General features: G+C 42.5%; 12 protein-coding genes. 9 read left to right on the top strand and 3 right to left on the bottom strand.

Annotated features, from left to right (window positions below; genetic code table 11):
- Positions 1-65: 65 nt before the first annotated feature.
- The 7 genes from dnaN to lgt are packed head-to-tail and all read left to right on the top strand — an operon-like array spanning position 66 to position 8,186.
- Positions 66-1,190, top strand: a complete 1,125-nt coding sequence (dnaN, locus tag I6E24_RS12905) for a DNA polymerase III subunit beta (protein WP_235328945.1) — start codon at positions 66-68, stop codon at positions 1,188-1,190.
- Between the two features lie 10 nt (positions 1,191-1,200).
- Positions 1,201-1,977, top strand: a complete 777-nt coding sequence (locus I6E24_RS12900; RefSeq protein WP_235328944.1) for a 3'-5' exonuclease — start codon at positions 1,201-1,203, stop codon at positions 1,975-1,977.
- Positions 1,978-1,987: 10 nt separating this feature from the next.
- Entirely contained in the window at positions 1,988-3,178 is a 1,191-nt protein-coding gene (gene coaBC / locus I6E24_RS12895; RefSeq protein WP_235328946.1) for a bifunctional phosphopantothenoylcysteine decarboxylase/phosphopantothenate--cysteine ligase CoaBC, read from the top strand.
- 2 nt (positions 3,179-3,180) lie between these two features.
- Positions 3,181-4,842, top strand: a complete 1,662-nt coding sequence (recN, locus tag I6E24_RS12890; protein ID WP_235328943.1) for a DNA repair protein RecN — start codon at positions 3,181-3,183, stop codon at positions 4,840-4,842.
- Between the two features lie 27 nt (positions 4,843-4,869).
- Positions 4,870-5,622 (top strand): 23S rRNA (guanosine(2251)-2'-O)-methyltransferase RlmB, encoded by a 753-nt coding sequence (rlmB, locus tag I6E24_RS12885; RefSeq protein WP_154042595.1) that lies wholly within the window; start codon positions 4,870-4,872, stop codon positions 5,620-5,622.
- Positions 5,623-5,641: 19 nt separating this feature from the next.
- The gene (locus I6E24_RS12880; RefSeq protein WP_235328942.1) at positions 5,642-7,342 is read left to right on the top strand and encodes a tetratricopeptide repeat protein; all 1,701 of its coding nucleotides are present in this window, start codon (positions 5,642-5,644) and stop codon (positions 7,340-7,342) included.
- Positions 7,343-7,355: 13 nt separating this feature from the next.
- A complete protein-coding gene (gene lgt, locus I6E24_RS12875) occupies positions 7,356-8,186 on the top strand; it encodes a prolipoprotein diacylglyceryl transferase (RefSeq protein ID WP_235328941.1) in 831 nt (276 codons plus the stop codon).
- 79 nt (positions 8,187-8,265) lie between these two features.
- Here lgt and I6E24_RS12870 read toward each other — a convergent pair whose 3' ends face one another.
- Positions 8,266-8,874: a DUF4923 family protein gene (locus I6E24_RS12870; protein WP_235328940.1), complete on the bottom strand. Its 609-nt coding sequence runs from the start codon at positions 8,872-8,874 to the stop codon at positions 8,266-8,268.
- Between the two features lie 2 nt (positions 8,875-8,876).
- Positions 8,877-9,731 (bottom strand): carboxylating nicotinate-nucleotide diphosphorylase, encoded by an 855-nt coding sequence (nadC, locus tag I6E24_RS12865; protein ID WP_235328938.1) that lies wholly within the window; start codon positions 9,729-9,731, stop codon positions 8,877-8,879.
- Between the two features lie 88 nt (positions 9,732-9,819).
- Between nadC and rlmH the strand changes: the two genes are divergently transcribed.
- On the top strand, positions 9,820-10,293 hold the full coding sequence (gene rlmH, locus I6E24_RS12860) for a 23S rRNA (pseudouridine(1915)-N(3))-methyltransferase RlmH (protein ID WP_235328937.1): 474 nt from the start codon (positions 9,820-9,822) through the stop codon (positions 10,291-10,293).
- 154 nt (positions 10,294-10,447) lie between these two features.
- Here the strand turns inward: rlmH and I6E24_RS12855 are convergent, their stop codons facing one another.
- On the bottom strand, positions 10,448-11,335 hold the full coding sequence (locus I6E24_RS12855) for a glucosaminidase domain-containing protein (RefSeq protein ID WP_235328935.1): 888 nt from the start codon (positions 11,333-11,335) through the stop codon (positions 10,448-10,450).
- A 299-nt stretch (positions 11,336-11,634) separates the two neighbouring features.
- On the opposite strand from I6E24_RS12855, the gene I6E24_RS12850 reads away from it, so the two are divergent.
- The coding region (locus I6E24_RS12850) for a phage integrase SAM-like domain-containing protein (RefSeq protein ID WP_235328933.1) at positions 11,635-12,637 on the top strand (1,003 nt) is incomplete at its 3' end.

The following is a 12,637-nucleotide window of genomic DNA, read 5'->3' as shown; positions in this document are numbered from 1 at the left end:
GTATAAGAGTATATACATTGTAAACGGAAATAATAATTAAAAAACAATTTAATATAACATCAATCATGAGATTTTTAGTTTCAAGCACAACATTATTCAGCCATTTACAGGCTATCAGCCGTGTTATCAATTCAAAAAATTCTCTTCCTATCCTGGACTGTATCCTGATAGAACTTAACGATGGAACTATCACAATGACAGCTTCCGACAGCGAAACGACTCTGTCTACTAGCATAGAAGTAAGCGAATACGAAGGCGAAGGACGTTTTGCCATTTCGTCAAAGACTATTCTTGAGGCTCTGAAAGAAAATCCAGAACAACCATTGAACTTCAATATCAATACTGATACAATGGAGATTACTGTGAAATATCCAAACGGTAAATACAGCATGATGGCACAGAACGGCGACGAATATCCTCTGCCAAAACAGATGGGAAGCGAAGTCGTAAACCTGACAATGGCTGCCGACGTTATGCTTACAGGAATCAACAGATGTATCTTTGCTACTGCCGACGATGAACTGCGTCCTGTCATGAACGGTATCTATTTCGACATCAGCCAGCAGGATGTGACACTTGTTTCTTCTGACGGTCATAAGTTGGTCCGCAACAAGTCGTTTGCTTCTACAGGCAACGAGAAGGCAGCTTTCATTCTTCCGAAGAAGCCATCAAACTTGCTAAAGAACTTGCTTCCAAAAGAACAGGGCGACGTACAGATTTGCTTTGACGACAAGAACGCTATGTTCACAATGGAGAACTACCAGATGACTTGCCGCCTGATAGAAGGACGCTATCCTAACTACAACTCTGTAATTCCACAGAATAACCCTCATAAGGCTGTAGTGGACCGTGCTATCTTCATCAGCGCATTGAAGCGTGTATCTGTATTCTCTTCTCAGGCTAGCAGCTTGATAAAACTGAGTCTGAAAGAAAACAGCATGACTATCTCAGCCCAAGATATCGACTTCTCTACTTCAGCAGAAGAAACCCTCATCTGCCAGTACGACGGAAAAGACATGAGCATAGGTTTCAAGTCGTCTTTCCTTATCGACATTCTGAACAATATCTCATCGCAGAATGTAATTATCGAATTGGCTGACCCATCAAGAGCCGGACTTATCGTTCCTGAAGAACAGGAAGAAAACGAAGACCTGCTTATGCTGCTCATGCCTATGATGCTTAACGATTAATCTTTTTATAATGAAACTGAATCTTAAAAACCCTATAGTTTTTTTCGACCTTGAAACTACAGGTACAAATATTACAAGCGACAGAATAGTGGAAATCTGCTATCTGAAAGTTTATCCTAACGGAAACGAAGAAAGCAAAACAATGAGAATAAATCCGGAAATGCATATTCCGGAAGCATCAACAGCCATCCATGGCATAACAGACGAGGATGTGGCAGACTGCCCTACTTTCAAGGAAGTGGCTACCAACATAGCAAAGGACTTCGAAGGTGCGGATATAGCAGGATTCAACTCAAACAGATTTGATGTCCCCGTACTTGTAGAGGAATTCCTCAGAGCCGGAATAGACCTTGACCTGACAAAAAGAAAGTTCATCGATGTTCAGGTAATCTATCACAAAATGGAACAGCGCACTCTTTCGGCCGCATACAAATTCTACTGCGGAAAGAATCTGGAAGATGCTCATACCGCCGAGGCTGATACAAGAGCAACTTACGAAGTTCTTAAAGCCCAGTTGGATATGTATAATGACACTCTTCAGAACGACATCGACTTCCTGTCGGAATATTCAAGCTATTCGAAGAATGTGGATTTTGCAGGAAGAATTGTTTATGATGACAATGGAGTGGAAGTATTCAATTTCGGTAAGTATAAAGGCATGCCGGTAGCCGAGGTTATGAAGAAAGACATAGGATATTACGGATGGATTATGAACGGCGATTTCGCACTGAACACAAAGAACGTGCTTACAAAAATCAGACTGAGAGAAACCGGAATGTTAAAATGAAACATCTATGATGAAAGGTAAAAAAATAGTACTTGGCATTACTGGAAGTATTGCTGCATACAAGGCGGCAGTACTTGCCAGAGCCTTGATAAAAAAGGGTGCCGAAGTGCAAATCGTTATAACTCCTGCAGGAAAAGAGTTTATCACTCCCCTGACACTGTCCACCATAACCAGCAAACCGGTTATAAGCGAGTTCTTTGCTCGCAGGGACGGAACATGGCATAGCCACGTAGACCTCGGTCTGTGGGCAGACGCAATGCTGATAGCTCCTGCCACTGCAGCTACTATAGGAAAAATGGCAAACGGCATCGCAGACAATATGCTTATCACTACATACCTGTCAATGAAAGCACCAGTATTCGTTGCCCCGGCTATGGACCTCGATATGTTTGCTCATCCTTCTACACAAAAGAATCTTGATACACTCAGATCATACGGAAACATTATCATCGAGCCGGGCGAAGGCGAACTGGCAAGCCATCTTGTAGGTAAAGGAAGAATGGAAGAGCCGGAAAACATCGTTGCCGTTCTGGAGGATTTCTTCGTAAAGAAGTCTGACCTCGCCGGAAAGAAGATAATGATTACCGCCGGTCCTACATACGAGAAGATTGACCCTGTGAGATTTATCGGTAACTATTCTTCAGGCAAAATGGGATATGCATTGGCAGAATGCTGTGCAGAGAGAGGTGCCGAAGTTACTCTTATCAGCGGACCTGTGAGTATTATTGCAAAGCATCCTAACATCAAGACAGTCAGTGTGGAGAGTGCAGATGAAATGTATAAGGCAGCAATAAGCGAGTTCGCTTCAAGCAATGCAGCCATCTTGTGTGCGGCAGTAGCTGACTTCACTCCTGAAACAAAAGCCGAACAAAAAATCAAACGCGAAAAAGACGACCTGATTATCAAGTTGAAACCTACTCAGGACATAGCTGCTGCACTGGGGAAACTAAAGAAAGACAATCAGGTGATGGTGGGATTTGCTCTTGAAACAAACGATGAGGTGGAACATGCCAAAGGCAAGCTGGAAAGAAAGAATCTCGACTTTATCGTTCTCAACTCGCTGAACGACAAGGGAGCCTGTTTCAGACATGACACCAACAAGATAACCATTATCGACAAAGAAAATGTCATTGAGTTCCCGCTTAAGAACAAGAAAGAAGTGGCTACAGACATAATTAACCATTTGGCAGAAATATTATAAATATGCTACAGTCTATATTCATCCAGAACTACGCACTTATAGATAAACTGGACATTGCATTCGAACCGGGTTTTTCTGTAATCACCGGTGAAACGGGAGCCGGAAAATCAATCATCCTCGGTGCTATCGGTCTGCTGCTCGGACAGAGAGCAGACGTAAAAGCTATACGAAACGGAGCTACTAAATGTATCGTGGAAGCCAAATTCAGCATAGCATCATACGGCATGGAGGAATTCTTCAAGGCTAACGATATAGAATACGACAGTGATGAATGCATTATACGCCGCGAAGTAAACATCAACGGTAAAAGCAGGGCTTTCATCAATGACACTCCTGCTTCACTGTCGCAGATGAAAGTGCTTGGAGAAAAGTTGATTGACGTTCACAGCCAGCACCAGAACCTGCTGATAAATAAGGAAGGCTTCCAGCTAAACATTCTTGATATCCTTGCACAGGACATAAAGGAACTGACCGATTATCAGAACGAATACAATGAATACAGAAAGGTGAGCCGTGAACTGGATGAATGTATCAGACAAGCCGAAGAGACAAGAAAGGAAGAGGATTATATCCGCTTCCAACTCCAACAGCTTGATGAGGCTGAGCTGAAAGAAGGTGAAGTGGCCGAACTTGAACAGGAAGCAGAAACGCTCTCTCATGCCGAGGATATCAAGGCCGGTCTTTACCGCTCGGCACAGAACATCGGTGGTGATGAAGGCGGATGTCTGACACTGATAAAAGACAGCATAAATACTTTGCAAACCGTAAGCAAAGTATTTGCTAAAGCAAATGAATGGAAAGAAAGACTTGAAAGCTGCTATATCGAGATTAAAGATATCTCTCACGATATGGATGATGCTCAGGAAGCCGTGGAGTTCAATCCTTCAAGACTTGATTTCGTCAATTCACGTCTCAACATGATATACTCGATGATGCAGAAACACCACGTAAAGACTGATGCTGAACTTATCGGGATAGCGGAGAACTACAGACAACAGCTCGACATGATCACATCGTCGGACGAGCTTATCTCTGAACTGGAAAGCAAAAAGAAAAAACTGTATGACAGCGTAATCCATAAAGCGGAAATACTGACAGCCTTGCGTACAGAAAGTGCAGGTAAAATCCAGTCGCAGATGGAATCTCTGCTCATACCGCTAGGAATGCCAAACGTGAAGTTTGCCGTAGAGATTTGCAGAAAGAAGGAACCGGACATAAACGGTCTGGACGCAGTAAACTTCCTGTTCTCTGCCAATAAGAACGGAACTTTACAGAACGTGGCTTCCATAGCATCGGGTGGTGAAATAGCCAGAGTAATGCTCTCGCTGAAAGCCATGATAGCAGGAGCTGTTAAGCTGCCTACAATAATCTTTGATGAGATAGATACAGGTGTTTCCGGCTCCATAGCAGAAAAGATGGCTCTGATAATGCAGGACATGGGACGACAGAACAGGCAGGTTCTGAGCATTACCCACCTGCCACAGATAGCAGCAAGGGGCAATGCCCACTACAAAGTATATAAAGAAGATACCGAAACCGGAACAAACAGCCACATCATACGTCTGACAGACGAAGAACGCATAGACGAAATAGCAAATATGCTGAGTGGTTCTACCATGACCGAAGCTGCAAGAAACAATGCAAAAGCTTTGCTTGGACTTTAATTCGTGAAAATAATAAAGAAAACAGATATGATAGAAAAAAATGAAATGATTTTCGGTGTAAGAGCCGTGATAGAAGCGATACAGGCAGGAAAAGAAATTGACAAGATTCTGGTAAAGAAAGACATCCAGAGCGACCTGTCAAAAGAACTTTTTGCCGCATTGAAAGATACTCAAATACCTGTACAGCGAGTTCCGGTTGAGAGAATCAACAAGATTACACGCAAGAACCATCAGGGGGTAGTGGCTTTCATCTCTCCTATCACATACCAGAAGACTGAAGACATCGTACCGTTCCTGTTCGAACAGGGAAAGAACCCGCTGATAATACTCCTTGACGGACTGACTGATGTCCGTAACTTCGGTGCGATAGCACGTACATGCGAGTGTGCAGGTGTAGATGCCATCATCATACCTTCAAAGAACAGCGTTAGCGTGAATGCAGATGCTATCAAGACTTCTGCAGGAGCGCTTCACACAATACCTGTTTGTCGTGAGAGCAATATCACCAACACTATCAAATTCCTGAAGGACAGCGGTTTCAGCATTGTAGCGGCAACAGAAAAAGGTGACTATGACTATACTAAAGGTGACTACACCAAACCTACTTGTATAATAATGGGAGCAGAAGACACTGGCGTGCCTTACGAACACCTTGCACTCTGCGATGAATGGATTAAGATACCTCTGTTCGGTACAATAGAATCACTCAACGTATCTGTAGCAGCAGGAATCCTTATATACGAAGCCATCAAACAGCGTGGTTTCTCTACTGAAGAATAATAATAACCAGACAATATCAATGAGGAAAACAATATTTATCACACTCTGTGCCTTAAGCATAAACGGCTTGTGGGCGCAGGAATTGCCTAAATGGGCAAAGAAAGCCAGAAAAGCTGTTTTCTCTGTCATCACATACAATGCTGACAATAAGATACTTAACACAGGAAACGGTTTTTACATTGACTCGGAAGGAACGGGAGTTTCAGACTACAGTCTGTTCAAAGGGGCTCACAGAGCGGTAGTTGTTACAGCCGACGGCAAGGAACTGCCTGTTACACTTATTTTGGGAGCAAACGACATGTACGATGTGGTGCGCTTCAAAACAGAAACCACAAAGAAACAGGAATCTCTTACAGCAGCCTCGACTCCGGGAAAAGCTAATGACAATGTATTTGTAATGCCTTATTCCACACAGAACTCTGTAAACGGAATTGCAGGAACCATACAGAATATCGACTCTATAGGAAACAATTCTTTCTACTATACACTCTCAATGAGTACAGGTGCAAAAGATGTCAGTTGTCCTGTCATGAATGAGAACGGAGAAGTGATAGGTATGATTCAAAGAAATTCAGACAGCGAAGACCAGAAAAGCTATGCTCTTGGAATCAACTTTGCAAAAAGCCTGTCAATCAATGCCCTCTCAGGCAGCGATACTACACTGAAATCCATCAAGATAAAGAAAGGACTTCCTGAAGATGAGTCTCAGGCACTGGTGTTTCTTTACATGATGTCTTCACAACTTGATGCTGAAGAATATCTTTCAATACTTAACGATTTTATCAATATGTATCCGAACAATATGGAAGGTTATCTCAGACGCGCCACATATTATATGGACAAAAACTCGGATGAATTCGTAAACAAGGTAGAAGACGATTTAAAGAAAACAGCTGATGTGGCAGAGAACAAGGCCGAAGCACATTACGGAATAGCAAAACTGATTTACAACTACTGTGTCAGCAATACTAAAAAACCTGAAAAAGCCGATTGGACTCTGAACAGAGCCTTGGATGAAATCAATCAGTCAGTATCCGAATCAGGTGAAGGACTGTACTATCAGTTGCAGGGAGATATATACTTCGCAATGCAAGATTACGGTAATGCTGCTACAGCCTACGAAAATGTATGCAAGACTCCCTTAGCCTCGGCTTCAACATTCTATGCGGCAGCCAAAGCCAAAGAAATGGTGGAAGGAACAGACAAAAAAGAGATAATTGCTCTGATGGACAGTGCAGTGGCATACTACAATCCACCGTATGGTAAAGATGCTGCTCCGTATCTTTTCGAACGTGCGCGCGTAAAATCCGAAGCTAAGATGTATCGCGAAGCTGTTATAGACTACAATGCTTTCTATGATGCCATGTTAGGACAGGTTTCAGCTGAGTTCTATGTAATACGTCAGCAGGCAGAAATGCAATGTCGCATGTACCAACAGGCTATAGACGACATAAACAAAGCAGTGGAACTTGAGCCGGAGAACGCAGGATACTGGACAGAAAAAGGTGGTGTACATATCCGTTTAAGCCAAACTGACGAAGCAATAGCAGCATTGGAAAAAGCTATCTCACTGGACCCAAAGAATGCAGATGCATACCGTATGCTTGGTTACTGCCAGGTAAAAGGCAAAGACAAGAAAAAGGGACTGGAGAACCTTAACAAAGCAAAAGAACTGGGAGATACAGTAGCTGAGGATCTGATAAAGAAATACGGCAAATAAAATGCAGCTAGTAATGAATCTAATGTATATTAACTGGAATCCCGACCCGATAATCTTCACATTGGGTGGTTTCAGCCTCAGATGGTACAGTGTATTCTGGGTTATTGCCATAGCATCTGCCAGCATAGTGGTACACAAGATTTTCCAAAAGAGAAAAATGTCAGAGGACGACTACAACAAGCTGTTTGTCTATTCATTCCTAGGCATATTCATCGGAGCCCGTCTAGGACACTGTCTGTTCTACGACTTTGCATATTATTCCGATCATCTTTTGGAAATAGTTCTCCCGGTAAAATTCCTTCCGGACGGCAGCTGGAAATTTACCGGATATGCAGGTCTGGCAAGCCACGGAGGAACAATGGGACTTATGCTGACTTTATATCTTTTCTGCAAGAAAACAAAGATTACCTATCTGCAGATACTTGATATAATAGCAATGGCTGCGCCACTTGCCGCAGGTTTCATCAGAATAGCCAATCTGATGAATTCGGAGATTATAGGTATGCCTACTTCACTCCCGTTTGCTTTTATATTCGAGCAAGTGGACAGTCAGCCAAGACATCCGGCACAACTGTATGAGGCAATGGCATACTTCATCATCTTCGGAATAATGTGGTACATACAGAGTAAGGTGAAATCCTACAGAGACGGACTATACTTCGGCATCTGTATATTCTCAATCTTCATATTCCGCTTCTTTGTGGAATTCATAAAAGAAAGACAGGTAGATTTTGAGAACTACATGATGATAGATATGGGGCAAGTATTGAGTATTCCGTTTATTATTCTCGGACTATATTTCATAATAAGAGGAATGAAAAATCCGGTTATAGAAACAAAATAATATACCCGTACACAAGCAAAGGGGCGAAACCGAAACAAATCGATTTCGCCCCTTTCAATATTTTTCTATATGATGCAAATTACTGCTTCTTCATCTCAAATCCTAACAACAAGCCATCATACTGTGATAACACAGTATTCAAGGTCGTGATAGTAGCATTTGATGATTTTCCTGCAACTGCACCTGTCACAGTCTGCGCTAGCGACATAAGCTTATCCGCCTTGAAAAGCAGACTCATCGAACCACCGTTCAGAAGTGAGGTAGATACCTGTGCAGTCATCTTCAGACCAATCTTTGTCTTCAATGTCATTTCGTTGGTATCCTTATTGTAACTGTAAGTGCCGCTAACGGTACGTCCTGCCACAGTAGAAGTATAAGTACTGTCGGCATTGAACACATATACAGTATTCTCGTTGAATCCAAGTTTAGACAGATAATTGCTCATCTGTTCCTCAACTTTTTTAGCAGCCACTTCACCACCTGCTTTCGACAGCAAGTCATCACTCTGAAACTTACAGTCAGGAGCAGTGTATTTCCATGTTCCTACGATAGAAACACTTTCATTCACCTTGGAAACAGTTTCTTCCACCTTGTTCACTACTCCACCAAGCACAGACTTCCAGTCCTGTGCAGATACTGCTGTACTTACAGTAAGCATCAAACCTAATAGAAGAAATATTCCAGTCATAATCAGCAAGCTTTAAAACTCATATCAAGTCCCTTTACAGAGTGTGTAAGAGCACCTACAGAAATAAAATCAACTCCACATTCAGCATAATCGCGAAGAGTATCGAAAGTAATACCTCCAGACGATTCTGTTTCATATCTGCCGGCAACCATTTCTACAGCCTTGCGTGTGTTTTCAGGAGTAAAGTTGTCGAGCATGATACGATCAACACCACCAAGGTCGAGAACCTGCTGAAGCTCGTCGAAATTACGTACCTCAATTTCAATCTTCAAGTCCTTACCCTTAGCCTTGCAATATTCCTTGGCACGGTTGATAGCCTTGTCTATACCTCCGGCAAAGTCCACATGATTGTCTTTCAGAAGAATCATATCAAACAGTCCGATACGATGGTTTACTCCACCACCAATCTTCACAGCCATCTTTTCAAGGATACGCATACCCGGAGTTGTCTTTCTTGTGTCAAGCACGCGAGTCTTAGTACCTTCCAGACGTTTCACATACTTGTTTGTCATAGTAGCAATACCGCTCATACGCTGCATGATGTTCAGCATCAGACGCTCTGTCTGAAGCAAAGACTGAATCTTTCCTTCCACCACCATAGCAACATCACCCGGCTTGACGTGTGCACCGTCGTTGATGAAAACTTCAACCTTCATTGTTGGGTCGAAACGGTTGAACACTTCCTTTGCTATTTCGATACCGGCCAGAATACCTTCTTCCTTGATAAGAAGTTTTGACTTACCCATTGCATCAGCAGGGATACAAGACAATGTTGTATGGTCACCGTCGCCTATATCTTCAGCGAAAGACAGGTCTATCAGGCGGTCTATCAAATCTTTTACTACTTTTTCGTCCATAATGTTACAGATTTATTGAATTATAATGCAAAGGTATAGATTATTCGTATCTTTGCAAAGCCGTAATTTATAAAAACAGAAAACGAATATGAAATTTATATTACTTGTAGTAGGCAAGACAGTGGAAAAACACTATATCACTGCAATAAACGACTATGTGGAGAGAACCAAACACTATACTTCGTTCGACATGGAGGTTATCCCGGAACTGAAGAACACCAAGAGCCTGAGCATGGAACAGCAGAAGGAAAAAGAAGGCGAACTGATTCTGAAAGCCATACAGCCGGGGGATGTGGTGGTACTGCTCGACGAACATGGCAAGGAGTTTCGCTCCATTGAGTTTGCCGACTGGGTTGAAAAGAAAATGCACACCGTAAACAAACGTCTGGTATTCATTATCGGTGGTCCTTACGGATTTGCCCCGTCAGTATATGCCGCAGCACAGGAAAAGATTTCTCTTTCGAAAATGACATTCTCGCATCAGATGATACGTCTCATCTTCGTAGAGCAGCTATACAGAGCTATGACTATCCTGAACAATGACCCTTATCATCACGAGTAATTCACATCAATAATATGATAACAGTCAACCAAAATCAGGAAAAGACTATGTTACATTAATTTTAACGGTGTTTAAATAGCTCTTAAATACTATTTAAACACCGTTTAAACTGATTGGATTCTGTCTTATACCCCTTGAAGAATCATCAGTAATTTTATCTCAAGCGGAGAATATCACCCACTTTAGGAGCAGGAGCATCTTCATCCATTTTGTTCATCTTGTAAAGATATTTCAGTCTTATACCAAACATCTGTGATATGGAATACATAGAATCACCAGCTTTTACCACATATACTATATGATCCTTGGTTGCCTTCTTGCGTTTCTCTTCCAGATAAATAATCTCACCACCACAGAAAGTATAATCCTTAGGCAATTCATTATATTTACGGAGTTTACGACTACTGATATCAAATTCATCGGACAGAGACTTAAACGTATCACCCCTACGTGCTATAATATAAAGCATCTCGTTAGCCAGATAAGGCTGATGAGGATTAGTTACTTTCTCAGCCCATTCCAAGCCACCTTTACGGTCGTATCGGTCTAGATCATAAAGTTCGATAATATCAATCAGCCTGTCGGCATATCTGGGGTCTGTAGCATATCCGGCCTTCTTCAATCCTCGTGCCCAACCCTTGTAGTCTGTTATCTTCAATCGGAAAAGGAAAGCATATCTTGCTCCTGTACGCAGGAATTTAGAATGATCCTCATACGATTCTTTGGCATGCTTGTATGCACGGAAACACTCGTTGCGTCGGTCATCGTTATGACGAACTGTGCGTCCGTCCCACGAGCTGCCGCATTTTATTCCGAAATGATTGTTCGACTTCCTTGCCAGGGTACTTCTTCCTGCTCCTGACTCAAGCAATCCCTGAGCCAAAGTGATACTGGCAGGAATATGGTATTTCTTCATTTCTTCAACGGCTATTCCCCTATACTTCCTTATATAGTCCTCGTAAGCCTGATTTCTCTTTTGTGCAGATACCGAAACTGAAAGCCCGGCAATGAATATTAAAATAAGTGTCAGATATTTCCTCATGTCTTTAATATTGAAAAGCAGATACAAACATACGGAAAATCTCTGGAATATCCGCCGAATTGCAGCAGATTAACGCAACAGGATTTGATAATTAGGGAGTTAGAAGAAAAACGCAGAAGTTGGGCAGACAGTTGAAAACCGTCTTAAAGCAGATTAAAGCAAAAGAACGGTTTCCTAATCATTACCCGATGAAAGTGCAGATTTAACAGTTCCTGTTTCATTTTGCGGCGTTCTGCGCAGCTTTGCTTATCAATAGGTAACTCGTTGATTTATAGTTTTGCAACCAAAAAGAAACGAGTATGGCAAGAAGCACATTCAAGGTGCTGTTCTACGTGAACGGCAGTAAGGAAAAGAACGGAATTGTCCCCATCATGGGACGAGTTACAATCAACGGAACGGTAGCACAGTTCAGCTGCAAACGGACTATCCCGAAAGAGCTTTGGGATGCCAAAGGGAACAAGGCAAAGGGCAAGAGTATGGAAGCGAGGGAAACCAATCTTGTGCTTGACAACATCAAGGCTCAAATCATCAAGCATTACCAGCGTATATCCAACCGTGAAGCGTATGTAACGGCAGAAATGGTACGCAATGCCTATCAGGGATTGGGCGGTGAGTATGAAACATTGCTCGGTGCTTTCGACAAGGAAAATGAAGTGTTCAAGAAGCGTGTCGGAAAAGACAGGGTCAGGGCTACCTATATGGCAAGGGTACGGGCAAGAAACCATGTGGCGGCATTCATCAGGTCACATTACAAGCGGAACGACATCTCCATGCCTGAACTTACGCCCGACTTCATCAAGGAGTTCGCCGTGTTCCTTTCCAACGAAGCCAGACTGCACAACGGTTCGATATGGGAAAACTGCATGTGGCTGAAAGGTGTGGTGATGCGAGCGCATTTCAACGGACATATACCGAGAAATCCGTTTGCCCAGTTCCATATAAGCCCGAACACGAAAGAGCGTGAATATCTGACGGAGAATGAGCTGAAAACATTAATGGAATTTCAGTTCAAAGACCCCAAGAACTCCTATCTCCGTGATATTTTTGTTTTCGCCAGTTTTACCGCCCTCTCATTCGTGGATATAAAGGAATTAAACAATGACCAGATTGTGGAAGTGAACGGTGAGAAATGGATTATTTCCAAACGACACAAGACGGGTGTACCGTTTCAGGTAAAGCTGCTGGATATTCCCTTGCAGATAATCGAGCGTTACAAGGCTTTTCAGGAAAACAATCTTGTATTTCCCAATCTCAACTATTGGTCAATATGCAAGCGTATGGGAAAGATGATAAAGGAATGCG

The sequence above is a fragment of the Bacteroides caecigallinarum genome, assembly GCF_021530995.1.
GTDB lineage: Bacteria > Bacteroidota > Bacteroidia > Bacteroidales > Bacteroidaceae > Phocaeicola > Phocaeicola faecigallinarum.
The sequence above is the reverse complement of the archived record's forward strand: the minus strand, read 5'-3'. Positions and strand labels throughout refer to the sequence as shown.

Coding starts and splice junctions, on each gene's coding strand:
- coaBC (WP_235328946.1), top strand. CDS start 1,988: ATGAAAGGTAAAAAAATAGTACTTGGCATTACTGGAAGTATTGCTGCA.
- nadC (WP_235328938.1), bottom strand. CDS start 9,731: ATGGACGAAAAAGTAGTAAAAGATTTGATAGACCGCCTGATAGACCTG.
- rlmH (WP_235328937.1), top strand. CDS start 9,820: ATGAAATTTATATTACTTGTAGTAGGCAAGACAGTGGAAAAACACTAT.
- dnaN (WP_235328945.1), top strand. CDS start 66: ATGAGATTTTTAGTTTCAAGCACAACATTATTCAGCCATTTACAGGCT.
- rlmB (WP_154042595.1), top strand. CDS start 4,870: ATGATAGAAAAAAATGAAATGATTTTCGGTGTAAGAGCCGTGATAGAA.
- I6E24_RS12870 (WP_235328940.1), bottom strand. CDS start 8,874: ATGACTGGAATATTTCTTCTATTAGGTTTGATGCTTACTGTAAGTACA.
- lgt (WP_235328941.1), top strand. CDS start 7,356: ATGAATCTAATGTATATTAACTGGAATCCCGACCCGATAATCTTCACA.
- recN (WP_235328943.1), top strand. CDS start 3,181: ATGCTACAGTCTATATTCATCCAGAACTACGCACTTATAGATAAACTG.
- I6E24_RS12880 (WP_235328942.1), top strand. CDS start 5,642: ATGAGGAAAACAATATTTATCACACTCTGTGCCTTAAGCATAAACGGC.
- I6E24_RS12900 (WP_235328944.1), top strand. CDS start 1,201: ATGAAACTGAATCTTAAAAACCCTATAGTTTTTTTCGACCTTGAAACT.
- I6E24_RS12855 (WP_235328935.1), bottom strand. CDS start 11,335: ATGAGGAAATATCTGACACTTATTTTAATATTCATTGCCGGGCTTTCA.